This is a genomic window from Promicromonospora sp. Populi (genome assembly GCF_041081105.1).
GTDB lineage: Bacteria > Actinomycetota > Actinomycetes > Actinomycetales > Cellulomonadaceae > Promicromonospora.
Map to the genome: position 1 here is coordinate 1,314,887 of NZ_CP163528.1, position 25,244 is coordinate 1,340,130.

Genomic DNA, 25,244 nt, shown 5'->3' on the forward strand with positions numbered 1-25,244 from the left:
CAAGCCCCGATCTCATACCCAGCCAAACCAATACGCATTGGATCAGTAGGGTATCGCCGCCGGGTCGACGGCGGTGAAGCCGGCGGCCCGCCGCCCGTCGAGCGGACCCCACAGGTCGGTGTGGACCTCGGCCCGCACCTGCGGGATCACCTCGGCCGCGAACCGGCGCAGCACGTCCTCCTGCTGCGCCGGGGCGAGCAGGTGGTTCACGGAGACCGACTGCAGCACGTGCCCGAAGGAGGAGTGGTAGTCGAGGATCTTCTTGGCCACCCGCTCGGGCGAGCCCACCAGCGCCGGCCCGCGCTCGACGGCGTCCTCGATGGTCCGGAAGCTGGTCACCTTGCCGACGGCGCCCGGGGCGTACTTGCGCGCGTCCTGCTGGCGCACCTGGCCCTCGTAGATGGGCCGGTACTGCTCTACGGCTTCCTCAGTGGTGTCGGCGAGGAACAGGCCGCCCGACCCGGCGCCCACGAACCCGTAGGCCGGGTCGTGCCCGGCAGCCGCGTACTGCTCGCGGTACCGGTCGATGAGCACACCGTAGTTCTCGCGGGGCTGCAGCGCGTTGGCGGTGACTATCGGGTCCCCGTGCTCGGCCGCGAGGTCGACGGCGAACTGCGACGTCGCCGAGCCGTGCCAGATGCGGAACGGGCCCGCGAACGGGCGTGGCAGCGTGGTCGCGTGCTCCAGCCTGGGCCGGTGCCTGCCCTCCCACGTGACGTCCTCGCTGGCCAGCAGGAGTCGGAGGAGCTCGTAGTTCTCCCGCAGGTATTCGTACTGCTTGGTGATGTCCAGCCCAAGCAGCGGGTACTGCAGGTCCTCGTTGCCCTTGCCGATCACGATCTCCAGGCGGCCGCGGCTGAGCTGGTCGACCGTCGCGAGGTCCTCCGCGAGCCGGATCGGGTCGTGCAGGGACAGCACCGTGACGCCGGTGGAGAGCAGGATCCGGGACGTGCGGGCCGCGATGGCGCCCAGCAGCACGGTCGGGGCCGACGACAGCACCGCGCCCGCGTGCCGCTCCCCCACCGCGAAGGAGTCGAACCCGAGCTCCTCGGCGAGCACCGCCGTGTCCACGATCCGGTTCAGCCGGTCGGCGGGGGCCACCGTCTCGCCCGTGACGGGATGGGGCGGGTTGAACGCGATGTCCAGGACCTGGAAGCGCACTAGGCGGCCGCCCCCTCGGTTGCCTGCCCCGCCGTGGCGACCGCGCGGTCGCGCTCCGCGACACCCTCCTTGACCAGCGGGATGACGTACCGGCCGAAGTCGATCGCGTCGTCTACCAGGTCGTAGCCCCGGGCCGAGATGACCCGCACACCCAGGTCGTAGTAGGCGAGCAGCGCGTCGGCGACCTGCTCGGGCGTGCCGACCAGCGCGTTGGAGTTCCCGGCACCGCCGGTCGCCTTCGCGGTGGCGGTCCACAGCGCCGTGTCGAACCGCTCGCCCTGGGCGGCGATCTCCAGCAGGCGCTGCGACCCGGCGTTCTCCGGCTTGTCGATCGGGTGCCGCCGGCTCAGCACACCGCCCTGGGCGGCCTTGCGCGCCTCGATCCGGTCCAGGATGCCGTGCGCCTTCTCCCAGGCCAGCTCCTCGGTCGGCGCGATGATCGGCCGGAACGCGGCGTGGATCCGCGGCGGCGTGGTGCGGCCCGCCGCCTGCGCCTCGGCGTGCACGCGGGCGATCTGCTCGGCGGTGCGGTCCAGCGGCTCGCCCCAGACCGCGTAGATGTCGGCCTCCGCGGCGCCCACCGGGTAGGCCGCCTCGGACGAGCCGCCGAACGAGATGGTGGGCACGTGCCCGGGATACGGCTTGGCGTCCAGCACGAAGTCGTCGAAGTCGTAGAACTGGCCGTGGTGGTCGAACGGCTCGGCGCTCGTGAACGCCCGCTTGACGATCTGGATGTACTCGCGGGTGCGGGCGTACCGCTCGTCCTTCGTGAGGGTGTCGCCCTCCCGGCCCTGCTCGCGGTCGTTGCCGCCCGAGATGAAGTGCACGGACAGCCGCCCGCCCGATACCTGGTCGAGCGTCGCGAACGTCTTGGCCGCATACGTCGGGTAGGAGACGTTGGGCCGGTGCGCCAGCAGCAGCTCGATGTTCGGCACGTGCGCGGCCACGTGCGCGGCCAGCGCGGCGGGCTCCGGCCCGGACGAGCCGTAGGCGAACAGGACGCGGGTCCAGCCGTTGTCCTCGTGCGCGCGCACGATGCGGACCAGGTAGTCGAGGTCGAACGGCTTGGTGGTGCGCTCAGTGGTCTCGGAGGCGTCATTGGTGGCGGCGATGCCGAGGAACTCGACGGGCATGGGGGTTCTCCTTCGGTGCGGGCTGAATCTTGTGGATCAGGTCAGACGGCGCCGGCCGCCGCCGGGGTGGGCACCCGGTCGGTGCTGCCCCAGGCCTCGGCGAGCAGCTCGAAGGACCGGCGCGTCTCGGCGGGGTCGTGGGTGGCGGTGGTGACGAGCAGCTCGTCGGCGCCGGTCACGCGCTGGAGCGTCTCGAGCCGTTCGACGACGGTCGCCGGGTCACCGACGATCCGCGTGTCGACCCGGTCGGCCACCAGCGCACGTTCGGCGTCGGGCCGGTCGGTCCAGGCGGTGGCCGCCGACGGCGACGGGTAGGCGATCGCACCGCGCTCGCCGCGGCGGATGGACAGCACCCAGTCGGCGAACGGCTCGGCGAGCACACGGGCGCGTTCCTGGGTCTGCGCGACGAGCACGTCCGCGGAGACGGTCACGTAGGGCTCGGCCACCACCCCCGGCCGGAACGCCGCCCGGTAGGCGGCCACCGTGTCCAGGATCGTGGCGGGGCTGACGTGGAAGTTCGCCGCCAGCGGCAGGCCCAGCGCGCCCGCGACGGTGGCGCTCTCGCCCCCGCTGGACGCGAGCAGCCACAGGTCGAACGCCGCTCCCTCGACGGGCGGGCTGGTGTAGGCGCCGCCGGTCCGGTCCCGGTAGGTGCCGCGCTGGACGTCGAGCACAAGCTCGACCTCCTGCCGGAAGTCGGCGGGCGTGCGCTGCGCGCCGATCACGTCCTGCTGGGCGAGGATCCGTTCACGCAGCGCAGGGTCGTTGAGCCCGTTCGGCGGGGCGGGCGGCACGTACAGGCCGTCGACGAGCCGCGGCGCGGCGGACGCCGGTGGGCGGGCGGGCGGCCCGGCGTCGGGGGCCTTGGCGGCGTCGGGCTTTCCAGCACCACCCGGCTTGGCCGACGGCGGCACCGTGAACGCGCGCCCGAGCCCCAGGTCGACCCGGCCCGGGTGCAGCGCCGCGATGGTGCCGAACTGCTCGGCGGCGACCAGGGGCGACGTCGTGGACAGCAGGACCGCGCCGGAGCCGACGCTGATCTGCGTGGTGCGGGCGGCGACGGCGGCCGCCAGGACCGCCGGAGCGGCGGAGGCGACGCCGGGGGCGAGGTGGTGCTCGGCGTACCAGACGCGCCGGTATCCGAGCTGGTCGAGGTCGACCGCGAGCGCCACGGCGCGCTGGATCGCCTGGACGCCGGTGGAGCCCTCGGCGACCAGGGCCAGGTCGAGGACGGACAGCGGGACTCTGCGTGTGGTCATGGTGGTGGTCACTCCTCGGTCTTGGGCAGGCCGGGCGGGTTGGTCTCGGCGCGTTCCACAGCCTCGACCTGGAGGCCCCAGCGTTCAAGCACCTGCTGGTAGGAGCCGTCCTCGATGGCGTGGTTGAGGGCGGCGGTGACCGCCTCGGCGGCGCCGGCGCCCTTCCTGGTCGCGACGGCGATCTGCGCCGTGTCGGGCCAGCCGCCGTTCAGGGTGCCGACCACCTTGAAGTCGTCCGGGGATACGGCCGCCTGGTAGGCGAGGGAGGCGTTCGGGCCCACGTATGCCTCGACGCGTCCGGACTGGAGGGCGAGCAGCACGTCGGAGAGCTGCTCGTAGTACTCGGGGCCCTGGATGGGCTCCAGGCCGTCGGCCTGGTTGAGGCGGTCCCACTCGAGCAGGATCGCCTCCTGGTTGGTCCCGGAGCCGACGCCCACCACCCGCCCGGCGATGTCCTCGCGCGAGTCGATGACCAGGTCGGAGTCGGCAGCGGTGAGCCAGCCGAGCTCGTCGATGCGGTAGCTGGAGAAGTCGATGGTCTCCTTGCGCTCCTCGGTCACGGTGACGTTGGAGATGACGGCGTCGACGTCGCCGGACTGGAGGGCGAGCGGCCAGTCGGCCCAGGCCCGCACCTCGAGCCGCAGGTCCTTCCCGAGGGCGTCGGCGACAAGCTGCGCGATGTCGGTCTCGTTGCCGATGGGGGTCTCGTCGTCGTCGGCGAGGAAGGCGAGCGGCGCTGAGCCGCTGGCACTGACGGCGAAGACGATCTCGTCCTTGTCCGCCCACTCCTCGGGGAGCAGGTCTATCGCCGCCGAGTCCTCGGTGGTGCGCACACGGTCCTGGTCCGGGCTGGTGCTGACCTGCAGGCCCGCGGACTCGGGGGCGTTCCCGGCGAGGCCGGCGGCGTCGTCCGTCTCGGGTCGCTCGGTGCTGACGGCCGAGCAGGCGGCGGTGAGCGCGAGCAGCGGTACCGCGGCCAGCACGAGCAGGCGGGTTCGGACGGGTCGGGAGACGGTCACGGTGGGTCCCTTCGGGTCTGGTGCAAGGTTCGGGGTTGAGCTCGGTTCAGGAGCGGCGGTCACAGGACCTTCTCCAGGAAGGCCTTGGTCCGGGGGTTGGTGGGGTGGTCGAGCACGTCGCCGGGCGGTCCCTGCTCGACGACGACGCCCTCGTCCATGAAGACGACGGTGTCGGCGACCTCGCGGGCGAACCCGATCTCGTGGGTGACGACGACGAGCGTGGTGCCGGTGCCGGCCAGCTCCTTGATCACCTCGAGCACCTCCCCGACGAGCTCCGGGTCGAGGGCGGAGGTCGGCTCGTCGAAGAGCACCACGGACGGCCGCAGGGCGAGCGCGCGGGCGATGGCTACCCGTTGCTGCTGGCCGCCGGAGAGCTGCCGAGGCCGGGAGTCGGCGCGGTCGGCGAGCCCGACCCGGGCCAGGAGATCGCGGCCCTGAGCCTCAGCCTCGGCGCGGGGCCGGCCCTGCGCGAAGATGGGCGCCTCCACGACGTTCTCCAGCGCGGTGAGGTGCGGAAACAGGTTGAAGTTCTGGAACACGAACCCGATCTGGGTCCGCCGGCGCAGGATCTCGCGCTCGGTCAGCTCGCGCAGGGTGTTGCCGCGCCGGGTATACCCGATGAGCTCGCCGTCCAGGGACACGAACCCGCGGTCCACCTTCTCCAGGTGGTTGATCGCGCGCAGCAGGGTCGACTTGCCGGAGCCGGACGGACCGATGATCGCGACCACCTCGCCGGACCGGACGGTGAGGTCCACACCCCGCAGCGCCTCGAGCAGGCCGTACGACTTGTGCACGCCCCGGATCTCCAGCAGTCCCCCGCTCATGCGGCACCCCCTGGCGTTCGCGGGGCGGCTCCGTTGCGTGGGGCGACCCAGCGCCCGACCCGGACGCGGGCGGCGAGGGCGGGCGGGACGCCGTCGGGCACGGGTGTGCCGGTGAGGCGCGACCAGCCGACCTGGATCTCCCACCGGACCCGCTGCAGCGGGGTGGGCGGCAGGGTGCGCAGCGCACCCTTCGCGTAGTGCCGCTCCACGTAGTACTGGACCACCGTGATGAGCGTGGTCAGGGCCAGGTACCAGATCGCCGCGACGATGAGCAGCGGCACCACCCGGCCGTTGCGGCCGTAGATGACGCTCACTATGTAGAACAGCTCGCCGTAGGCGAGGACGTACACGATCGAGGTGCCCTTGAGCAGGCCGATCACCTCGTTCACGGCGGTGGGCACGATGGACCGCATGGCCTGCGGCAGGATGATCCGCCGCACCTGCCGGTGCCGCGGGAGGCCCAGCGAGGCCGCGGCCTCGTGCTGGCCCTGGTCGACGCCGAGGATCCCGGCCCGGACGATCTCCGCGCTGTACGCCGCCTGGGACAGGCCAAGTCCCAGGATCGCCGCCCAGAACTTGTCGATCAGGGAGAGCGTGTCGAAGAACAGGAACTCCGGCCCGAACGGGATGCCGATGCTCAGCACCGGGTACAGGTAGGCGAGGTTGTACCAGAGCAGGAGCTGCAGCAGCAGCGGCACCGAGCGGAACACCCAGGTGTAGGCCCAAGAGACCGCTTGCAGCAGGGGCGAGCGTGACAGCCGCATCAGGGCCAGCACCGTGCCGAGCGCGAAGCCCACCACGGACGCCGTCGCCGTGAGCCGGACCGTGGCCCAGGCGCCCTCCAGGATGGACGGCCACGTGAGGTAGCGGGCCACGATGTCCCACTCCCAGCGCTCGTTGGTCACCAGGGAGGAGACGACCATCGCCAGCAGCACCAGGACGACGGCGGTGGCGATCCACCGGCCCGGGTGCCGGGCCGCGACGACCCGCAGCTCGTCGTCGGACGGCGCTGCGCCGCGCTGCCCGTCGTCTGCGCCCGGCGGCAAGCCGGGCGGTGGGTACACGAGGCGCGACTCGCCCTCGGCCAGGTATGCGCTCATGCTTCGGCCAGCCACTTCTCGAAGGGGAACGGCTCGAACGGTGGCGGGCTCGACGGCTGCCCCGCTGTGGCCGACTCCCCTGCTGCCGCCGCCGAGAGCGGTGTGTACCCGGTGGACCGGTACAGCGCCGCCGCCTCCGGCTGCCGGGGGCCGGTGGTCAGGTAGAGCCGCGGGTACCCCAGGTCACGGGCCCGCGCCTCCAGCTCCGCCAGCACGCGCCGCGCCAGGCCACGGCGCCGGTGCGCCGCGTGGGTCCAGATGCGCTTGAGCTCCGCCGTCGGGACCACCGGGACGCCGTCCGCGTCCCGGGCATCGGCCCGGGCCAGGCGTGCGACGTCCCCGCGCTCTGGTTCCAGCCGACGGCGGAACGCGCCGCCCGCCACCGGCTCGCCGTCCTCCAGGAGCAGCACGAGGGCGCCGACGGGCGGGGCGAACTCCTCGGCGGCGTAGTGCGTCATCTCGGCCCGGTGCTGCTCCTCGGTCAGCAGGTCGTGGTACCGGGTGCGGTACTCGACCGAGAGACCGGCGAGGAGCGGTTCGACCAGGGGGTCGGACAGGTGCACGTCCCGGACCTCCAGGGCGGCGACCCGCGTGGCGACGGCGGCGGGCACGACTGTGCGGTTCGGGGCCATGGGGGTCCTCTCGGGGCGTGGCGAAGCAGACCCGCGGGTCTTCCTCCGACTGCAATTCCTATCAATTTGATAGGAATTCGATCTGCGGGAAGGTACGTCCGCCCCCAGGGCATGTCAACGGACGTCTAGGAGGTCTCGCATTCCGGACGGAGCGCCCGGTCACGCACTTGCGAGCGGCGCCTCAGACGTCGCCGTAGACGCCCTCGAACACGTCCCGGTAGGCCGCGGCCAGGCGCAGGCCGTCGTGCCGGGCGGTGTCGTCGCCGCGCCGGACCTGCCGCATGATCACGCGCGCGCCCATGGACGCGGCCGCGGCCTCCAACGCCGTGACGTCCTCCACCGCTGACGGGTCCGCCAGCACGGCGTCGATCCGCAGGCCGGGGGCGTGCTTGTGCAGGGCCTCCAGGTGGTCGACGGCGGTGAGGCCCGCCGTCTCGCCGTTCTCCGCGGAGAGGTTGAGCGTCACGCAGCGTCGCGCCTTGGTGACGTGCAGGGCGTCCGCGAGCTCGGGCACCAGCAGGTGGACCAGCACCGACGAGTACCAGGACCCCGGCCCGAGGACCACCCAGTCGGCGTCGAGCACCGCCTGGACCGCCTCCGGGGAGGCAGGCGGGTCCGCCGGGAGCAGGCGCAGCTGTTCGATCCGGCCCTCGGTCACAGCCACCCGGCTCTGCCCGACCACGGTCACCAGGTCCGGCTCGGGCTCCCCCGGCGCCACGGCGTGCCGCACGTCCGCCTCGACCACCAGCGGCACCGACGCCATCGGCAGCACCCGGCCGCGGGCGCCAAGCAGGCGGCCCACCCAGTCCAGGCCCTCGACCGCGTCGCCGAGCAGCTCCCACAGGGCCACGATCAGCAGGTTGCCGACCGCGTGGTTGTCCAGCTCACCCTTCGACGAGAACCGGTGCTGCAGCATCGCGCTCCAGGTGCGGCCCCACTCGGAGTCGTCGCACAGGGCCGCGAGCGCCATCCGCAGGTCGCCCGGCGGCAGCACGTCCAGCTCCTCGCGCAGGCGGCCGGACGAGCCGCCGTCGTCGGCCACCGTCACGACCGCCGTGAGGCGGTCCGACATGAGGCGCAGCGCGGACAGGCTGGCGGAGAGGCCGTGGCCGCCGCCCAGGGCGACGACTGACGGGTTCTTGCTCCACTCCGGTGCGGGGATGTCGGGCACGCCCGGCGCGTGCGGGATCATTCGCGGCCCAGATCACGTGCCGCGACAGTGACAAGCTGCCCCTTGGCACGCAGGCGTTCGGCGATGGCCTCCGACATGGCTACGGAGCGGTGCTTACCGCCCGTGCATCCGACGGCGATAGTCACGTAGCGCTTCTCCTCGTTGAGATAGCCGGCGAGCACCGGCGCCAGGGCGTCGACGTAGCGGTCCGCGAACTCGACGGCGCCCGGGCGGGCGAGCACGTAGTCGCGCACGGGCTTGTCGCGCCCCGTCAGGTGCCGCAGCTCGGTGATCCAGTACGGGTTGGCCAGGAACCGTACGTCCACCACGTGGTCGGCGTCCAGGGGGATGCCGTACTTGAACCCGAACGAGACGATGTTGACCCGCAGCACCTCGGTGGCGTCGTGCGCCAGCCACTTGCGGATCTCGCGGGCAAGGTCGTGCACCGAGAGCTCGGACGTGTCGATCCGCAGGTCGGCCCGCTCCGCCAGGGTCGCGACCACCGAGCGTTCCTCGGCGATCCCGTCGAGGATCCGGCCGTCGCCCTGCAGCGGGTGGGGGCGGCGCACCGACTCGAAGCGGCGGACGAGCACCTCGTCGCTCGCGTCGAGGAACAGGATCCGGTAGGCAACCCCGGCCTCGCTCATGTGCACCAGCACCTTGTCGAGCTCCGAGAAGAACTCCCGGCCGCGTACGTCGACGACGACGGCTACCCGCTCGATGGTGGAGCCCTTGGCCATCAGGTCGACCAGGGGCACGAGCATCATGGGCGGCAGGTTGTCGACCACGTACCAGTCGAGGTCCTCCAGCACGGCGGCGGCGCGGGAGCGGCCAGCACCCGACATCCCGGTGATCACCAGGACCTGCGGTTCGTTCGTCTCGGGGGTGTGCGTGGCGGCCTCGATCGCGGCGATTCCCTCGGGGGCCGTGGTGGGTGACGGCTCGGTGTTGCTCATGCCGCCAAGCATGCCAGCGTCAGGCCTTCAGGGCCGCCACAACTGCCTCCGCCGTCTTGTCGCCCATGCCGCGCACGCTGGCGATCTCCTCGACGCTCGCGGTCTTGAGCCGCTTGAGCGAGCCGAAGTGCGTGAGCAGCACCTTCTTGCGTGCGGGGCCGAGCCCGGGGACGTCGTCGAGCACGGAGGCGGTCATGCCCTTGCTGCGCCGGCGGCGGTGCTGCGTGATCGCGAAGCGGTGCGCCTCGTCACGGACGCGCTGCAGCAGGTACAGCCCCTCGCTGGAGCGCTGCAGGATGACCGGGTAGTCCTCGCCCGGCACCCACACCTCCTCAAGTCGCTTGGCGAGGCCGCACAGCGCGACGTCGGTGATGCCGAGCTCGTCCATCGCCCGCTTGGCGGCGGCGACCTGGGGCGGCCCGCCGTCGACCACCACGAGGCTGGGCGGGTACGCGAACCGCGCCTTCTCCTCGGGGGCGTCGGCGTCCACCTCGCCGGAGGGCAGGTCCCCCGCCGACATCTCGACGTCGTTGGCCTTGAGCCGGTCGGAGAGGTACCGGCGGAAGCGGCGCGTGATGACCTCGTGCATGGCCTCGGTGTCGTCGCGCGCGCCGGCGCCGTCCGACCCGCGGATGCTGAACGAGCGATACTCGCTCTTGCGGGCCAGGCCGTCCTCGAAGACCACCATCGAGGCGGACTGGTACGTGCCCTGCGTGTGCGAGATGTCGTAGCACTCGATGCGCAGCGGCGCCGACTCCAGGTCGAGCGCCTCCTGGATCTCGCGCAGCGCCTGGCTGCGGGTCGTGAGGTCACCCGCGCGGCGCGTGCGGTGCAGCATGAGCGCGTGCTCGGCGTTCTTGCGGACTGTCTCCGCGAGCTCCTTCTTGTCGCCGCGCTGCGGCACGCGCACGTCCACGCGGGCGCCACGCAGGCCGGTGAGCCACGCCCCGACCTGGTCCAGGTCGGGGGGCAGCACCGGGACGAGGACCTCGCGGGGCACCGCGTCCCTCGACTCGGGTCCCGTGGTCTCCTCCACGGAGCCGTACACCTGCTGCAGCAGGTGCTCCACGAGCTCGCCGTCGGTGATGTCCTCGACCTTCTCGACCACCCAGCCGCGCTGACCACGGATGCGGCCCCCGCGGACGTGGAACACCTGGACCGCGGCCTCCAGCTCGTCCCCCACCAGGGCGAACACGTCGGCGTCGGTGGCGTCGCCGAGCACCACCGCGTTCTTCTCCGTGGCGCGCCTCAGGGCCTCGATGTCGTCGCGCAGGCGGGCCGCCTGCTCGTACTCCATCTCGGCGGCGGCCTCCTGCATACGCTTGGTCAGCCGGCGCTCGAACTTCGCGGTGTCGCCGGCCATGAAGTCGCAGAAGTCCAGGACGAGCGCCCGGTGGTCGTCCACGCTGATGCGGCCCACGCACGGCGCCGAGCACTTGTCGATGTAGCCGAGCAGGCACGGGCGGCCCGACTGGCCGGCCCGCTTGTAGACCCCGGCGGAGCAGGTCCGGATCGGGAACACCCGCAGCAGCAGGTCGAGGGTCTCCCGGATGGCCCACGCGTGCCCGTACGGGCCGAAGTACCGCGTGCCCTTGCGCTTGGCCCCGCGCATGACCTGGGCGCGCGGGACCTCTTCGCCCAGGGTCACCGCGAGGTACGGGTAGGACTTGTCGTCCCGGTACTTGACGTTGAACCGCGGGTCGTACTGCTGGATCCAGGTGAACTCCAGCGCGAGCGCCTCGACCTCCGTGCCCACCACCGTCCACTCGACCGACGCCGCGGTGGTCACCATCCGCCGCGTGCGCTCGTGCAGGTTCGCCACGTCCTGAAAGTAGTTCGACAGGCGCTGGCGCAGGTTCTTGGCCTTGCCGACGTAGATGACCCGGCCGTGCTCGTCGCGGAACCGGTAGACACCGGGGGACGTCGGGATCTCTCCCGGCTTGGGTCGATAGGTAGCTGGATCCGCCATGCCCCAAACCTAAACGTTGCCACTGACAACCGGCGGCACCGTCACCGCTGGACGATGCCGTCCGCCGTGACCGACACGTCCACCGGGTCGCTCAGCACGAACTGTCGCGGGTCCTGGACCGGGTCGATCTCGACGAACGCCCGGACCTCGTAGTCGCCGTCCGGCAGCTGGGTCTCATACGTCGCCGCGCCGCCGTCGCCACTCGGGGCGCAGTGCGACAGGATCCCCAGGACCGGGTCCAGGTGTTCACCGCCGGCCGTCTCGACCGGCGCGGAGTCGGCCAGGGCCGGCAGCTCGACCACTACCCCGGCCTGGGTCCAGACCGTCGCGGGCGGGCTGACGTACACCGCGCCGTCGGGCCCGGTCAGGGTCACCGGCAGGAATCGGTCGCCGTTGTGCGACGGCTCGCCGTTCGCGACGTCGGTCACCTCGCCCGTGATGTCTAGCGTGTACTGGTCGCTGACGCTCGCCAGGTCCGCGGCCGGCATACCGCACGACCACTGCGTCCCCTCGAACCAGGGCGGCTGGTACCCGTCCTCGTAGGGCGCCGAAGCCTCGGTGGGCTGATCGGTCGGCTCCTCGGAGGGCGTCGCGGTCGGCGTCGGGGTTCCGGTGTGCGTGGCCGACGGCGATGCGCCGCCGTCCGGGTCTTCGGGTGCATCCGCCGTGCAGGCGGTCAGGCCGGCGAGTGCGACACCCACCACCATCACCGCGACGAGCCGGGACTTCCGTGTCTTAACCATGGTTCTCCTCGCCCGGACGCCCCCGTGGCGCCCGTCATACCTGCTGACGGCCGGGTGGGCGCGAACGTTGCCCCCGGGTCAGGCCGAAACTGGTCAGGCCGAGACCGATCAGGCCGAGACCGCGAGCGGCACCGGCGAGACGTGCACCGGGAAGTTCACCGACCGGGCGATGAAGCACATCGCGTGCGCCTTGTGGTGCAGTGCGGCGACGTGCTCGTCGGTCGCGAGCTCGCCCGCGTCCGCCACCACCTTCGGGTGCAGCGTCACGTCCGTGAACGCGCCCTCGCCGCGGGCCTCGACCCGCATGGTGCCGGTCGCCGCGTCCGAGTACCCCCGCACCACCAGGCCCGACTCCGCCGCCAGGTGCAGGAACCACAGCATGTGGCACTGGACCAGGCTCGCGACGAACAGCTCCTCCGGGCTGTTCCGCGCCGGGTCACCCCGGAACGCCGGGTCCGACGACCCGAGCAGCGGCGGCTTGTGCGGCAGGTCGATCTCGTGGTCCCGGGAGAACGCGGTGTACGACGCCGTGCCCTTGTCCCCCGCGCCTGTCCACCGCACCGTTACGGCGTAGTCATGCGTGGCTCCACTCATGCGCCCACCCTAGGGGTGACCGGGTCACGAAGCCATGGCTGGCTGTCTCAGGCCGTGGCGCCCGCCTTCGCCTTTGTCGTCTTCCGGGCGGCGGGCTTACGCTTCGCCGCTCCGTTCGCCGCCGGCAGCACCGGGACCTCCCCGGCCTGCGCGTGCCCGTCGAGGATCTCCGCGAGATACGTCCCCGTGTGGCTCTCCGGGACGGCCGCCACTGCCTCGGGTGTGCCCTGCGCGACAACCAGACCACCGCCGCTGCCGCCCTCGGGGCCCATGTCGATGACCCAGTCGGCACTCTTGATGACGTCGAGGTTGTGCTCGATCACGATCACCGTGTTGCCCTTGTCGGCGAGCGACTGCAGCACAGCGAGCAGGCGGCGCGTGTCCTCGAAGTGCAGGCCGGTCGTCGGCTCGTCCAGCACGTACGCCGAACGGCCCGACGAGCGCTTCTGCAGCTCCGCCGCCAGCTTGACGCGCTGCGCCTCTCCGCCGGACAGCGTGGGCGCCGGCTGCCCGAGCCGCACGTAACCCAGCCCGACGTCGACCAGCGTGGAGAGGTGGCGCGAGATCGCCGGGAACGCCTTGAAGAACTCCGCGGCCTCCTCGATCGGCATGTCGAGCACGTCGGCGACCGTCTTGGCCTTGAAGTGCACCTCGAGCGTCTCGCGGTTGTACCGCGCCCCGTGGCAGACCTCGCACGGCACGTACACGTCCGGCAGGAAGTTCATCTCGATCTTGATGGTGCCGTCGCCCGCGCACGCCTCGCAGCGGCCGCCCTTGACGTTGAACGAGAACCGGCCCGGCCCGTAACCCCGGACCTTGGCCTCCTCCGTCTCCGCGAAGATCTTGCGGATCCGGTCCCACACCCCGGTGTAGGTGGCCGGGTTCGACCGCGGCGTGCGCCCGATCGGACCCTGGTCCACGTGCACCACCTTGTCGAGCTCCTCCAGGCCCGTGACGCGCCGGTGCCGCCCGGCCACCCGGCGCGCGCCGTTGAGCTGGTTCGCCATCACCGTGTACAGGATCGAGTTCACCAGCGTGGACTTGCCGGAGCCGGACACGCCGGACACGACGGTCAGGACCCCGAGCGGGAACGACACGTCGACGTCGCGCAGGTTGTTCTCGCGCGCGCCCACCACCGTGATCTGCCGGTCCTGGTCGGTCGCCCGCCGCTGAGCCGGGACCGGGATGGAGCGCCGTCCGGCCAGGTAGGCGCCCGTGATCGAGTCCTGCTGCTCCAGCAGGCCCGCGTAGTCGCCCGAGTGGATGACGTGGCCGCCGTGCTCACCCGCGCCGGGACCGATGTCGACGATCCAGTCCGCCGCACGGATCGTGTCCTCGTCGTGCTCGACGACGATCAGCGTGTTGCCCAGGTCCCGCAGCCGGGTGAGCGTGTCGATGAGGCGGCGGTTGTCGCGCTGGTGCAGGCCGATCGACGGCTCGTCCAGCACGTACAGGACGCCGACCAGGCCCGAGCCGATCTGGGTGGCGAGCCGGATGCGCTGGGCCTCGCCGCCCGACAGCGTCCCGGCGGGGCGCTCCAGCGTCAGGTAGTGCAGCCCGACGTCGAGCAGGAAGCCAAGGCGGGCGTGGATCTCCTTGAGGACCTCCGTGGCGATCTGCGCCTCGCGCACGCCGAGCTCGATCCCCTTGAGGAACTCGGCCGCCTCACCCACCGGGAGGCGGCAGACGTCGGCGATGGACAGGCCGTCCACCTTGACCGCGAGCACCTCCGGCTTGAGCCGCGCGCCGCCGCACGTGGGGCACGGGACCTCACGCATGTAGGCCTCGTACTTGTCCTTGGACCAGTCGGAGTCGGTCTCCCGGTGCCGGCGCTCCAGGAACGTCACCGCGCCCTCGAACCCGGTCGAGTACTGCCGCTCGCGGCCCCAGCGGTTCTTGTACTTGACGTGCACCTTGTGGTCGCGCCCGTGCAGGATCGCCTCCTTGGCGCGCTCGGGCAGGGCCCGCCACGGCACGTCCATGGAGAACGCCATCTCCTCGGCGAGGGCCGTCAGCACTCGCTCGAAGTACTCCGAGGACGTCTGCGCCCACGGGGCGACGGCGCCCCCGCGCAGCGTCTGCTCGTCGTCCGGCACGATCAGGTCCGGGTCGACCTCCAGGCGGAAGCCGATGCCGGTGCACTCCGGGCACGCGCCGTAGGGCGCGTTGAACGAGAAGGTCCGGGGCTCGATCTCGTCGAGCGCCAGCGTGTGCTCGTTGGGGCACGCGCGCTTCTCGGAGAACTTCCGGGTGCGCGTCAGGTCGTCGATGTCGGCGTCGACCAGCTCGATCATCACCAGGCCGTTCGCCAGGTTGAGCGCGGTCTCCACGGAGTCCGTGAGCCGGCGCTGCACACCCTCGCGTGCCACGAGGCGGTCCACGACCACCTCGATGTCGTGCTTGAGCTTCTTCTCCAGCGTCGGCGGGTCGGTCAGCTGCACGACCTCGCCGTCGACCCGGGCGCGCGCGAAACCCTTGGCCTGCAGCTCCTTGAACAGGTCCGCGTACTCGCCCTTGCGACCACGCACCACCGGTGCCAGCACCTGGTACCGCGTGTCCTGCGGCAGCTCGAGGATCTGGTCCACGATCTGCTGCGGCGTCTGCGACTGCACCTTCTCGCCGCAGACCGGGCAGAACTGCGTGCCCGCGCGTGCGTAGAGCAGGCGCAGGTAGTCGTAGACCTCGGTGATGGTGCCGACCGTGGACCGCGGGTTGCGGTTGGTCGACTTCTGGTCGATCGACACCGCGGGCGACAGGCCCTCGATGAAGTCGACGTCAGGCTTGTCCATCTGGCCCAGGAACTGCCGCGCGTAGGCGGACAGGGACTCGACGTACCGGCGCTGGCCCTCGGCGAAGATCGTGTCGAACGCGAGCGACGACTTACCCGAGCCCGAAAGACCCGTGAAGACGATGAGCGAGTCCCTGGGCAGGTCCAGATCGACGTTCTTGAGGTTGTGCTCTCGGGCTCCCGAGACGACGAGACGATTGCTCACACAGGCATCCTAGGGCGGCTCACTGACATTCGCACGCCTGTTCTATGAATCACTCTGACTGACTCGTCACACCCGCCGGGCCTCAGCGGACCGCGCGGCCGTCCACGGCGCCCGGACGACGCACCCGTGCCTGCAGGTCCAGGGCGCGCAGGAGGTCCTGCTCGTGGGCGTAGGACCCGTCGACGAGCCGACGGCGCACGTCCACGACCTCCTGCGCGTGCTCGGCGGCGGAGTCCTGCATCCCGAGCTCCAGGTGGACGGAGACCATGTTCGACAGCGCCGCGGCCAGGCTCGGCAGGTGGAGGTCCGGGCTCCGGCGCGCGAGGTCCCGGCGTACGCGCACGGCCTCCGCCGTCGGTTCGACACCGTCGGCCGGACGGCCCGCGTCGATGAGCGCCGCACCCAGGTTCAGGAGCGCGTCGGCAAGGTCCGGCTCGAACCGGTCGGGGTCGCTCCGCGCGAGCTTCCGCAGCTGGGCGACGGCCTCCTCGGTGGGCGCGACGGCGTCGTCGACCCGGCCGAGCTCCGAGTAGAGCACCCCGAGGTTGGACAGCGAGCGGGCCAGGTACTCCTCGCCCGGGTTGCCCTCCTCGGCCAGGCCGCGCCGGATCGCCAGCGCCTCCTGCTCCAGGGGGAGCGCCTCCTCCGGCTCACCGGCCCGCGAGTAGGTGACGGCGAGGTTCGACAGGGAGGCAGCCAGCATCCGGCGGTACCGGGCGGGACTCTCGCGCGCGAGGCGCCGGCGCAGCAGCACCGCCTCCCGCTCGAGCGCTATCGCCTGGTCCAGGTCGCCGAGCCTGGAGTACACGGCGCCGAGCGACGCGAGGCTGTAGGCGAGCGTCCACGTGTGCGCGGCGGCATTCTCGCGCGCGAGCTCCCGGCGCAGCACAACGGCCTCGCCGAGCGGCTCGATCGACTCCCGGTCCCGGCCGAGGGCGGCGTAAGCGTTGCCGAGGTTCGTCAGCGCGAACCCGAGCGACGGCCGGTGCCGGTACGGCGCCTGGAGCACCAGCTTGCGGCTGATCTCCACGGCCTCCAGGGCGAAGGCGGGGGCCTCCTCCGGGCGGCTCTCGGTCAGCGTGACCGCCCGGTTGGACAGCGTCTGCGCCAGGGTGACGCCCCACTGCCGCGGGTCCCGCGCCACGAGGTCGCGCATGATCGGGAGCAGCTCGGCGGTCCCCTCGTCCTCCTCCTGGTGGTGGCCGGTCTCGCTCTGCACGATGGTCAGGCTGATCAGGGTGCGAGCCAGCTCCCCCTGGGCCCAGTTCCTGTCGCGCTCGGGAGCCGCGCGGCACACCTCTACCGACTCGAGGTGGAGCACCATGGCCTCCTGGGTCCGTCCGGTCCCCCAGTGCACGGAGCCCAGCATGTTGATCGCACCGGCCAGCGCGGTGCGGTACCGGTCCGGGTCACCGGCCGCGATGCGGCGCCAGGCGACCACCCCGGCCTCCAGCGGGCTCAGCGCCTCCGCCAGGCGCCCGGACTCCTTCAGCGCAAGACCGAGGTCGACGAGCGCCTCGGCCCGGCCCACCGCATCACGTGCCGACTGGACCCACCGCTCGCCCCGGTCGACGTCGTCGGGGGTGGCACCGTGGAGGCTGCGCATCCGCAGGAGGAACGTCGTGCGCAGGATGCGCGGGTCGTCGCCGAAGGAGTCGGCAGCGCGGCGCAGCAGCTCGTTGGCCAGCTCGGCCACCCCGGGCAGGTCGCCGAGCTCGACCTCCAGGCGACGGGCGACCCGCACCACCCTCAGGGCCACCTTCCGGGACAGCCCCCACGTGCACGCGCCGACCAGGGCGACCGACCGGACCAGGCGCTCCACGATGAGCAGGTCGCCGACGCGGTCGTGCCCGGCGGCGCTCGCCCCGAGCGCCACCTCGGAGCACTGCAGCCCGACGAGCCACCGCGCACCCGCCTTCGCGGGTACCCCGGGTACCACCCTGCGCAGCACGTCTCGCGCGCTCGCGACGTCGTCCGCGCCCAGCAGGCAGGCGGTCGCCACGACGTCCTGGATCTCGTCGGGGGTCAGGTCCAGCCCGGCCTCACTCGCCGACTCGGCCCAGAACGCCACCGCCACGTCCAGCAGGTCCCGGACGGGGCCGGCCGCACTCTCCGCCGGGACGGGCACGCCGGCCGAGGCGAGGGCGGCGAGCAGGGCCGCGGCGTGCAGGTCGAGCACCCGGGTGGCGCCCACCTGGGCAAGCGGGGGCAGGACCGGGGTCACCGTGAGCTCGACCCCGAGGTGCTCGGCGAACGCGGCAGCGGCGGCGTCCAGCACGGCGACGTCCGACAGGCCCGGGCCCAGGGGCAGGTCGAGCGCGTGCTGCGAGGCGTCACCGAACTCGAGCCGCGCCCACAGGGTCGAGCCCCAGCGCAGCCGCCGCAGCCACTCCCCGGCGACGGGGGCGAGCAGGAGGACCCGGGTGCGGCCGTCGGCGGGCCGGGCGGCGGCGTCGAGCATGGCGCCCAGGTCGAACCGCGTGGCGGCGTCGTCGACGACGAACAGCACGTCGCCCTGCGGCCGCGCACGCACGGTCGCGGCCTCCCGGCCGCGCGGCACTGGCACGACCGACCAGCCGGCCGCGCTCAGCCCGGTGCCGAACTCGTGCGCGAGCCGGGTCTTGCCGCTGCCGATCGGGCCGATCAGGAGGCGCACCCTGATCGGCGGGGAGCTCTCGGCCCAGGAGCGGAGCTCGCCGAGCTCACGGTCGCGGCCCAGGAACGGGACTACTGCCTGTGCGGGGTCCAGCAGTGCGGCCGGGCGGCGGGCGTCGTCGTCTGCCAGGGGCTCAGGTGCAGCCGAGAGCGAGCCGCGACGAGCCGCGGTGCGGGCGGCTCGGACCGCGGCGGCCAACCGGGTCGACACCTCCGAGACCACCACGATGAGCAAGTCAACCGGACGAACGTCCAAGTCTCAAGAGGTAGCGGCGAATCGGTTCACCCTGTGAACGCAAGGTTAACGTTCAGACAACCGCCCACGTCCGACAAACACAGCACAGACGACAATGGGTGCATAGGTTGCATACCGCACCCCATCGCGACATCCTTCCCTCGGCCGGGTGAAAGCCCGTCCGCTCCACTACCGCACGGACGAAAGGCAGGCACGTGAGCCTGAACCTGAACAAGCTCGTCGACAAGGCCTACAAGGACCAGAGCATCGCCGCGATCCTGGCGGCTCCGCCGTCGGCGCTGCTCGGCCTGACGCCGAAGCACGACGAGATGCTCGCCGAGCTCAAGATCAAGACGGTCGAGGACCTGGGCAACTGGCAGCACGCCGTGCACGCGCAGGCGCTCGTGACGCTCGCCGACGCCGAGGTGCCGGCGGTAACCGGCGACAAGTGAGCCTTCCGGCTTGACCTGTCGCGCTAGACGCACGACGGCGCCCGTCCACCTCACGGTGGGCGGGCGCCGTCGTCGTCGGGACGCAGTCGCCGGCTACAGCCCGAACCGCTCCACGTCCCGCATCTTGTTCGTCGCGTCCAGGGCGGCGACCTTGTAGGCCTCCGAGAGCGTCGGGTAGTTGAACACGGTGTCGACGAGGTGGTCCACCGTGCCGCCCGCGGTCATGATCGCCTGCCCGATGTGGATGATCTCGGTGGCGCCCGTCCCGAACACGTGCACGCCCAGGATCTTGCGGTCCTCGGTAGAGACGAGCAGCTTGAGCATGCCGTAGGAGTCGCCCACGATCTGCCCGCGCGCCAGCTCGCGGTAGCGGGCGAGCCCCACCTCGTACGGCACGCCGGCGGTGGTGAGCTGGTCCTCCGTGTCCCCGCAGTAGGAGATCTCGGGGATCGTGTAGATCCCGATGGGCTGCAGCTCCAGCAGCGAGGAGATCGGCTCGCCGAACGCGTGGTACGCCGCCAGCCGGCCCTGCTCCTGCGACGTCGCCGCGAGCGCTGGGAACCCGATCACGTCGCCGACGGCGTAGATGTGCTCGACGTCGGTGCGGAACTGCTTGTCGACCAGCAGCCGCCCGCGCTTGTCCGCCTCGAGCCCCGCGGCGGCGAGGTCGAGGCCGTCGGTGGAGCCCTGCCGACCCGCGGAGTAGAGCACGCAGTCGGCGGGGATCCGCTTGCCGGAGGCCAGCGCGGTGACGGTCCCGCCGTCGCTCGTGCTCACGGACTCGACGGTCTCCCCCAGCCGGAACGTGACCGACATGTCGCGCAGCTGGAACTTCAGCGCTTCGACCACCTCGGAGTCGCAGAAGTCGAGGATCTTGTCGCGTGCCTCGACGACGGTGACCCGCGTGCCGAGCGCGGCGAAGACCGACGCGTACTCGATGCCGATCACGCCGGCGCCCACCACGACCATGGTCCGGGGCACCTCGGTCAGGTCGAGGATCCCGTCGGAGTCGACCACGCGGACGCCGTCGAACGCGATGTTCGCGGGCCGCGCGGGGCGGGTGCCGACGGCGACGACCAGCTTGTCGGCGTTCAGGCGCCGGACGACGTCGCCCTCGCGGTCCGTCACCTCGACGTCGTGCGGCCCGGCGAAGCGGGCGGTGCCTACGACGGTCTCGACGTTGTTGCGGGCGAGCTGGCTGCGGACGATCTCGACCTCGCGCCCGATGACGTGCTGCAGGCGGGCCAGCAGGTCCGGGACCGTGATGTGCTCCTTGAGCCGGTAGCTGGAGCCGTACACGTCCCGCATATGCAGGCCGGTCAGGTACAGGACGGCCTCGCGCAGCGTCTTGGACGGGATTGTGCCCGTGTGCAGGCTCACGCCGCCGACGTGGTCGCGCCGTTCCACCACCGCTACCCGCTTGCCGAGCTTGGCGGCGCCGATCGCGGCCTTCTGGCCGCCCGGCCCGGAGCCGATCACGACGAGGTCAAAGTGGTTCTCGCGCGCATCCATGGTCAGAGTGTGGGGGCTGGACCTGCGTCGTGACGAGCGAGGTCATCAAGAATTAACCGGCCGCCTGCGGTGGATGGCAGGCTGAGGCCATGAGCACCTACGCCGTGAGCTACACGTACACCGACGATGTCGCGAAGCGCGACGAGGTCCGCCCCAGCCATCGCGAGTTCCTGCTCGCGCTCAACGCGGACGGCGTGGTGCGCGCCTCGGGTCCCGTCGACGGCGGGATCGCGGCCCTGATCATCGTCGAGGCTCAGTCCGCCGAGGCGGCGCTGACCATCCTGGACGCCGACCCCTTCGCGGTCGAGGGGGTCATCGCCGAGCGCGGCGTGCGGCAGTGGGACGTGGTGATCGGCGGCCTCGCGGAGTAGGCCGCCGACCACCACGTCCCTGTCGGTCACGCCGATCAGTCACGCACAGGTGAGCTCCGGCGCCGCCCAGGTCGAGTGGTCGTAGCTGATCGACCCGTCGGCGTCGCCGGCCAGCAGCACCAGCTCGGTGACGCCGGTGGTGTCGACGTCGAGCGTCGCCGCCCCGTCCGCGCCGGTCAGCACGCCGGACTCGGCGAGCACCTCGCCGTCGCCCACCACGGTGAAGGTGACCGACCCGAGGTCGCCCACCTCGTCGTCGACACCGACGTCGGTGGTCAGCCGCGTGCAGTGGCCGCCGAGGTAGTAGACGACCTCGGAGTTGGCGTGGGCGCCCAGGCCCTTGGCGTAGACCACGCCGCCGATGGTGATCGGGTTGCCGTCCGTCGACTCGTCCAGGCCCAGCTCACCCCAGCCGACCTGGGAGCTCACCACGTCGAGGTCGCTGACCTGCGCGGTGCCCGACGGCGGCACGGCGATCCGCACGCTCCCGTGCCCGTCAGCGGTCACCCGGCCGGCCTTGCTGGTGTACCGCAGCGAGGCGGCCAGGTCCTGCAGTCCGGCTGCAGCGGCGTCACCCACGCTGACCTGCCACGTCGCGGTGAGCGATCGGCCAGGGCGCAAGGTGCGGGCGTCGGGCACATCGGCCTCCCGGGCACTCCACCCGGCCGGCACCGCGAGGTCCCAGGACAGCCTGGTCGCGTTGGTCGTGCCGAGGTTGGTCACGGTCACCGACGTCTCGAACGACGTCCCGGGCTCGAGGTACTCGGACTCGGTCTCCGGGACGACCTCCGCGGAGACCAGCGGGGCGGCCTTCCCCGGCCGTGCCTGCTTCACCTCGACGTAGACCGAGCCGTGCGCCGGGACCGAGGCCCGGATCTCGCCGCGGGTCTCGGTCACGCCGCCGTCCCACAGGTCACGGACCGAGTAGGCGCGCGCGTCGTCCAGGCCGAGCACGTCGGCAGTGGTCGAGACCGTGCCCGCATGGTCGGAGCGGTTGAGCAGCACGGCCGCCACGCCGCCGTCGGACAGGGGCTTGGCCCAGACCTCGACGTCGCCGTCCTGCGCGACCCGGTGCCCCTGGATGCCCGCCCAGTCCTGGTTGACCGCGACCACCTCGGGGTCGGTGAGCATCTCCAGGGTCTCGGCGTCCATGTCGCGCAGGTCGTTGCCTGCGATGAGCGGGGCGTTCATGACCGACCACAGGGCCATGTGCGAGCGGTACTCGGCGGTGGTCATGCCGCCGTTGCCGACCTCGAGCATGTCGGGGTCGTTCCAGGCGTTCGGGCCGGAGTACGCCTCCAGGCCGACCTGCTGGTCGAGGATCGAGGTGACGCTCCCCCAGTTGTCGGAGATGTCACCGGTGGTGCGCCAGAGGTGTCCCAGCTCCGGGCCGAAGCTCGCCCACGGGTCGCTCTCGCCCCACTCGCAGATCGAGAACACGATGGGCCGGCCGGTCGCCAGCAGCGCCTCCGCCATCGCGGTGTACCGCTCCAGGGCGGGGCGGCCCTCGTTGTTGCAGTTGTCGTACTTGAGCAGGTCGACCTCCCACTCGGCGAACTTCGCGGCGTCCGCCTCCTCGTGGTCGAGGCTGGCCGGCAGGCGCTGGCACGTCAGCGTCCCCGCGGACGAGTAGATGCCGAGCTTGAGCCCCTTGGCGTGCACGTAGTCGGCGAGGGCCTTGATACCGCTCGGGAACCGCTCGGGGTCGGCCTGGAGGTTGCCATCGGCGTCCCGCTCGGGCGCCATCCAGCAGTCGTCGATGTTCACGTACTCGTACTCGGCGTCCGCCATGCCGGAAGCCACCATGGCGTCCGCGGTCTCGCGGATCAGCTCCTCGTCGATGTCGCAGGCGAAGTTGTTCCACGAGTTCCAGCCCATGGGCGGCGTGGGGGTCAGGGGCAGCTTCTCGAGGGCCGCGGCTGCCTGCTCGCCCGACGACGACAGTGCCGACGACAGTGCCGGCGACAGAGACGACGGCGGTGGCGCAGCCGTCGCCGGCAACGGAGCGAGCGCCAGCGCGGCTGCACCGGCGATTGACGTGAGCGCTGACAGGAACTTCGTCAGGGTGCGCGTTCGGGTCACGTGCAGGCCTCCTTGCCTGGTGGATCTATGCCGGTCCGCCCAGTAACCGGGGCGGACCGTAGGCAATTTCATCCGCCCGGCGGCGCCCTGTCAACGCTGTCAGGCAACCCGGCTCAAACACCTTTTTTGCCGATACTCCACCATCTGAAGATTTTTGCGTAAACATCACGCCGAAAGGATGGCGTGCCGCGCTTCGTGGTGCACATGATGCCGTTTCAAATACTGCCGATGACGTTCGGGAAGGTGCGACATGACCTCGGTCGACTGGACGTCGGTGGCCTACGAACAGATCAGCCCGCGCATCTGCGTGTCGACGCCGTACTACGCGCTCACCGACCTGGCCAGCTCCGCCCCCGGGCAGACGAGCGCCGGCGTCCCGGTCCAGTCCCCGACCGGGCGGCAGGCGACCCTGATCAACGTGGCGGAAGCGGGGCGGCACCTCGCCATCCTCGGGCTGTGTGCGGTCGTCACCACCCGGCCCGACGCCGACCGGCACTACTACCTGGCCCACCGCGGCGTCGGGCGGATGTATCCGCCGGCGGGCAGCCTGACCGCGCTGCACGGGACCGCTAACGGCCGGATGACCGGCCGCAACCGCGCCGTCGCCGAGACCGAGCTGCGCGATGCCGACGGGAACCTCGTGGCCCGGCTCGACCTCGAGTACCTCGTGCTGTCGGTCCCCGTGTTCCAGCGCATGATGGGCCCGGCCGGGGCAGCGGACGCCACCGAGCCGGCCAACCCGTACACGGCGGCCGCCCCGCTCGTCGACGTCGCCGCCGACGCCCGGACCGCCACCGCCAAGCTCGCCGTCGAGGCCCCGCTGTGCCGAGGGCACTTCGACGGCCATCCGGCGCTGCCCGTGTCTGTCGCGGGTTATGCGGCGTTCGCACTCTTCGACCACGTCCTGGCGGCCGCCGCCGGACCGGAGGCGAGGTGGCAGCCCGGCGTCTTCCGCCTGCAGGCTGACCACCTCGCCTCGGCGGGCCAGACGTGCACGGTCGACGTCGAGCCGTCCGCGCCCGCCGAGCCCGAGTCGCACGACCAGGCGTTCACCGGGACGCTCCGGTCCGGCGACCGGAACATCTTCTCGATCCAGGTCGACTACTCCCTGGTCTGACCCGTCAGGGCCTTACTTCGATGCGTCCTCCGCCGAGGCCGACTCGGTCCGCTCCGCGTCGATCCGTGCTGCCTCGATCTTCTCGTCGTGGGCCGACTTGATCAGGCTTGCGACGGTGCCGACGATCAGCGATACGACGATCACCGTGAGCGACAGCCAGATCGGCACCTCCGGCGCCCACTCGAAGCCCTCGCCGCCGTTGATCCAGGAGACCGTGTTGGTGTGCAGCGCCTCGAGGATCAGCTTGACGCCGATGAAGCCCAGGATGGCCGAGAGCGCGAGGGGCAGGTAGACCAGCCGGTCGAGCAGCCCGCCGAGCAGGAAGTAGAGCTGGCGCAGACCCATCAGCGCGAACAGGTTGGTGGCGAACACGATGAACGGGTCTCGCGTGATCCCGAAGATCGCGGGGATCGAGTCCACCGCGAAGAGCACGTCGGTCGAACCGATCGCCAGGAACACGATGATCATCGGCGTGAAGAGCCGGCGACCGTCGATGGTGGTGGTCAGCTTCGCGCCGTCGTACTGGTTGTGCAGCGGCAGGACCCGCCGCATCGAGCGGATGAGGAAGTTCTCCTTGTAGTCGTCGTGCTCCTCCGGCTTCTCGGGGATCGCCTGCTGGATCGCCGTGTAGATGAGGAACGCGCCGAAGATGTAGAAGAGCCAGGTGAACTGCTCGATCAGGGCCGCACCCGCGAGGATGAAGGCCGCACGAAGGACCAGCGCCATGATGATGCCGACCATCAGCACGAGCTGCTGCTCCACGCGCGGCACCGCGAACCGGGCCATGATGATGACGAACACAAAGAGGTTGTCGACGCTCAGGGAGTACTCCATGAGCCAGCCGGCGTAGAACTCCGCGGCCGGGGTGACACCGCCGACGCCCCAGATGATCCCCCCGAAGATCAGGGCGAGACCCACGTAGAAGCCCACCCAGATGGCGCTCTCCTTCATGGACGGGACGTGCGGCCGGCGGGCGACGATCAGGAGATCGGCCACCAGCAGGACAACCATCGCCGCGAGTGAGATCACTTCGAAGGTCACGGGAAGTTCGTGGACCATTGTTGCCTTCCGGAACTGGGAGGAACGCGCGCACGCATCGAGCCTCCGGTGTGTACAACAGGGCACCGGAGGTCTTCCTCGCTCGCCTGTGCACCAGCCTGGCCGAAACCACGCAATGGCGCACTACGAGCCGGCCAGGCCGAGCTGACGTCATCGGCAGCTGTGATGACGACCAAGCCGTTTCGAGGTACTCCCCTCCTACGGTGC

General features: G+C 71.5%; 20 protein-coding genes. 3 read left to right on the forward strand and 17 right to left on the reverse strand.

Annotated elements, in window-relative coordinates; all coding sequences use genetic code 11:
- Positions 1-42 precede the first annotated feature (42 nt).
- The 14 genes from AB1046_RS05915 to AB1046_RS05980 form a co-directional block, all read right to left on the reverse strand.
- Positions 43-1,161, reverse strand: coding sequence for an LLM class flavin-dependent oxidoreductase (locus AB1046_RS05915; RefSeq protein WP_369373322.1), 1,119 nt, complete (start codon positions 1,159-1,161; stop codon positions 43-45).
- The gene (locus AB1046_RS05920; RefSeq protein ID WP_369373324.1) at positions 1,161-2,294 is read right to left on the reverse strand and encodes an LLM class flavin-dependent oxidoreductase; all 1,134 of its coding nucleotides are present in this window, start codon (positions 2,292-2,294) and stop codon (positions 1,161-1,163) included. The genes AB1046_RS05915 and AB1046_RS05920 overlap by 1 nt, the downstream gene beginning before the upstream one ends.
- Before the next feature lie 41 nt (positions 2,295-2,335).
- The gene (locus AB1046_RS05925) at positions 2,336-3,553 is read right to left on the reverse strand and encodes an LLM class flavin-dependent oxidoreductase (RefSeq protein ID WP_369373326.1); all 1,218 of its coding nucleotides are present in this window, start codon (positions 3,551-3,553) and stop codon (positions 2,336-2,338) included.
- A gap of 8 nt (positions 3,554-3,561) precedes the next feature.
- Positions 3,562-4,572 (reverse strand): ABC transporter substrate-binding protein, encoded by a 1,011-nt coding sequence (locus AB1046_RS05930; RefSeq protein ID WP_369373328.1) that lies wholly within the window; start codon positions 4,570-4,572, stop codon positions 3,562-3,564.
- A 59-nt stretch (positions 4,573-4,631) separates the two neighbouring features.
- Positions 4,632-5,396, reverse strand: a complete 765-nt coding sequence (locus AB1046_RS05935; protein WP_369373330.1) for an amino acid ABC transporter ATP-binding protein — start codon at positions 5,394-5,396, stop codon at positions 4,632-4,634.
- Positions 5,393-6,496, reverse strand: coding sequence for an amino acid ABC transporter permease (locus AB1046_RS05940; protein WP_369373332.1), 1,104 nt, complete (start codon positions 6,494-6,496; stop codon positions 5,393-5,395). Before AB1046_RS05940 ends, AB1046_RS05935 begins: the two co-directional genes overlap by 4 nt.
- Complete coding sequence (locus tag AB1046_RS05945) at positions 6,493-7,128, reverse strand: GNAT family N-acetyltransferase (protein ID WP_369373334.1); 636 nt, start codon at positions 7,126-7,128, stop codon at positions 6,493-6,495. Before AB1046_RS05945 ends, AB1046_RS05940 begins: the two co-directional genes overlap by 4 nt.
- A gap of 181 nt (positions 7,129-7,309) precedes the next feature.
- A complete protein-coding gene (yvcK, locus tag AB1046_RS05950) occupies positions 7,310-8,299 on the reverse strand; it encodes a uridine diphosphate-N-acetylglucosamine-binding protein YvcK (RefSeq protein WP_369373336.1) in 990 nt (329 codons plus the stop codon).
- Between the two features lie 17 nt (positions 8,300-8,316).
- Positions 8,317-9,255 carry an RNase adapter RapZ gene (gene rapZ, locus AB1046_RS05955; protein WP_369373338.1) on the reverse strand — a complete coding sequence of 313 codons (939 nt, stop codon included), beginning with the start codon at positions 9,253-9,255 and terminating at the stop codon, positions 8,317-8,319.
- A gap of 19 nt (positions 9,256-9,274) precedes the next feature.
- A complete protein-coding gene (uvrC, locus tag AB1046_RS05960) occupies positions 9,275-11,224 on the reverse strand; it encodes an excinuclease ABC subunit UvrC (protein ID WP_369373340.1) in 1,950 nt (649 codons plus the stop codon).
- A 41-nt stretch (positions 11,225-11,265) separates the two neighbouring features.
- Positions 11,266-11,967, reverse strand: a complete 702-nt coding sequence (locus AB1046_RS05965; RefSeq protein ID WP_369373342.1) for a hypothetical protein — start codon at positions 11,965-11,967, stop codon at positions 11,266-11,268.
- Between the two features lie 108 nt (positions 11,968-12,075).
- Positions 12,076-12,561, reverse strand: a complete 486-nt coding sequence (locus AB1046_RS05970; protein ID WP_369373344.1) for an OsmC family protein — start codon at positions 12,559-12,561, stop codon at positions 12,076-12,078.
- A 47-nt stretch (positions 12,562-12,608) separates the two neighbouring features.
- A complete protein-coding gene (gene uvrA / locus AB1046_RS05975; protein WP_369373346.1) occupies positions 12,609-15,554 on the reverse strand; it encodes an excinuclease ABC subunit UvrA in 2,946 nt (981 codons plus the stop codon).
- Between the two features lie 82 nt (positions 15,555-15,636).
- Positions 15,637-18,435 carry a tetratricopeptide repeat protein gene (locus AB1046_RS05980; RefSeq protein ID WP_369373348.1) on the reverse strand — a complete coding sequence of 933 codons (2,799 nt, stop codon included), beginning with the start codon at positions 18,433-18,435 and terminating at the stop codon, positions 15,637-15,639.
- Between the two features lie 224 nt (positions 18,436-18,659).
- Here AB1046_RS05980 and AB1046_RS05985 point away from each other — a divergent pair, with 224 nt between their 5' ends.
- Positions 18,660-18,896 (forward strand): hypothetical protein, encoded by a 237-nt coding sequence (locus AB1046_RS05985; RefSeq protein WP_369373350.1) that lies wholly within the window; start codon positions 18,660-18,662, stop codon positions 18,894-18,896.
- 93 nt (positions 18,897-18,989) lie between these two features.
- Here the strand turns inward: AB1046_RS05985 and sthA are convergent, their stop codons facing one another.
- Positions 18,990-20,408 carry a Si-specific NAD(P)(+) transhydrogenase gene (gene sthA / locus AB1046_RS05990; protein ID WP_369373352.1) on the reverse strand — a complete coding sequence of 473 codons (1,419 nt, stop codon included), beginning with the start codon at positions 20,406-20,408 and terminating at the stop codon, positions 18,990-18,992.
- Positions 20,409-20,497: 89 nt separating this feature from the next.
- On the opposite strand from sthA, the gene AB1046_RS05995 reads away from it, so the two are divergent.
- Positions 20,498-20,779, forward strand: coding sequence for a YciI family protein (locus AB1046_RS05995; RefSeq protein ID WP_369373354.1), 282 nt, complete (start codon positions 20,498-20,500; stop codon positions 20,777-20,779).
- A 39-nt stretch (positions 20,780-20,818) separates the two neighbouring features.
- On the opposite strand, the gene AB1046_RS06000 is transcribed toward AB1046_RS05995, so the two are convergent.
- On the reverse strand, positions 20,819-22,861 hold the full coding sequence (locus tag AB1046_RS06000) for an NPCBM/NEW2 domain-containing protein (RefSeq protein WP_369373356.1): 2,043 nt from the start codon (positions 22,859-22,861) through the stop codon (positions 20,819-20,821).
- 250 nt (positions 22,862-23,111) lie between these two features.
- Between AB1046_RS06000 and AB1046_RS06005 the strand changes: the two genes are divergently transcribed.
- The gene (locus AB1046_RS06005; protein WP_369373358.1) at positions 23,112-23,978 is read left to right on the forward strand and encodes a hypothetical protein; all 867 of its coding nucleotides are present in this window, start codon (positions 23,112-23,114) and stop codon (positions 23,976-23,978) included.
- A gap of 12 nt (positions 23,979-23,990) precedes the next feature.
- On the opposite strand, the gene AB1046_RS06010 is transcribed toward AB1046_RS06005, so the two are convergent.
- Entirely contained in the window at positions 23,991-25,037 is a 1,047-nt protein-coding gene (locus AB1046_RS06010; protein WP_369373360.1) for a TerC family protein, read from the reverse strand.
- Between the last annotated feature and the right edge of the window lie 207 nt (positions 25,038-25,244).

Bases quoted from the DNA above. Each gene is read 5' to 3' on its own strand.
- AB1046_RS05920 (WP_369373324.1), bottom strand. From the start codon at position 2,294: ATGCCCGTCGAGTTCCTCGGCATCGCCGCCACCAATGACGCCTCCGAG.
- AB1046_RS06010 (WP_369373360.1), bottom strand. From the start codon at position 25,037: ATGGTCCACGAACTTCCCGTGACCTTCGAAGTGATCTCACTCGCGGCG.
- sthA (WP_369373352.1), bottom strand. From the start codon at position 20,408: ATGGATGCGCGCGAGAACCACTTTGACCTCGTCGTGATCGGCTCCGGG.
- AB1046_RS05965 (WP_369373342.1), bottom strand. From the start codon at position 11,967: ATGGTTAAGACACGGAAGTCCCGGCTCGTCGCGGTGATGGTGGTGGGT.
- AB1046_RS05940 (WP_369373332.1), bottom strand. From the start codon at position 6,496: ATGAGCGCATACCTGGCCGAGGGCGAGTCGCGCCTCGTGTACCCACCG.
- rapZ (WP_369373338.1), bottom strand. From the start codon at position 9,255: ATGAGCAACACCGAGCCGTCACCCACCACGGCCCCCGAGGGAATCGCC.
- AB1046_RS06005 (WP_369373358.1), top strand. From the start codon at position 23,112: ATGACCTCGGTCGACTGGACGTCGGTGGCCTACGAACAGATCAGCCCG.
- AB1046_RS05925 (WP_369373326.1), bottom strand. From the start codon at position 3,553: ATGACCACACGCAGAGTCCCGCTGTCCGTCCTCGACCTGGCCCTGGTC.
- AB1046_RS05995 (WP_369373354.1), top strand. From the start codon at position 20,498: ATGAGCACCTACGCCGTGAGCTACACGTACACCGACGATGTCGCGAAG.
- AB1046_RS05935 (WP_369373330.1), bottom strand. From the start codon at position 5,396: ATGAGCGGGGGACTGCTGGAGATCCGGGGCGTGCACAAGTCGTACGGC.
- uvrC (WP_369373340.1), bottom strand. From the start codon at position 11,224: ATGGCGGATCCAGCTACCTATCGACCCAAGCCGGGAGAGATCCCGACG.
- AB1046_RS05945 (WP_369373334.1), bottom strand. From the start codon at position 7,128: ATGGCCCCGAACCGCACAGTCGTGCCCGCCGCCGTCGCCACGCGGGTC.
- AB1046_RS05970 (WP_369373344.1), bottom strand. From the start codon at position 12,561: ATGAGTGGAGCCACGCATGACTACGCCGTAACGGTGCGGTGGACAGGC.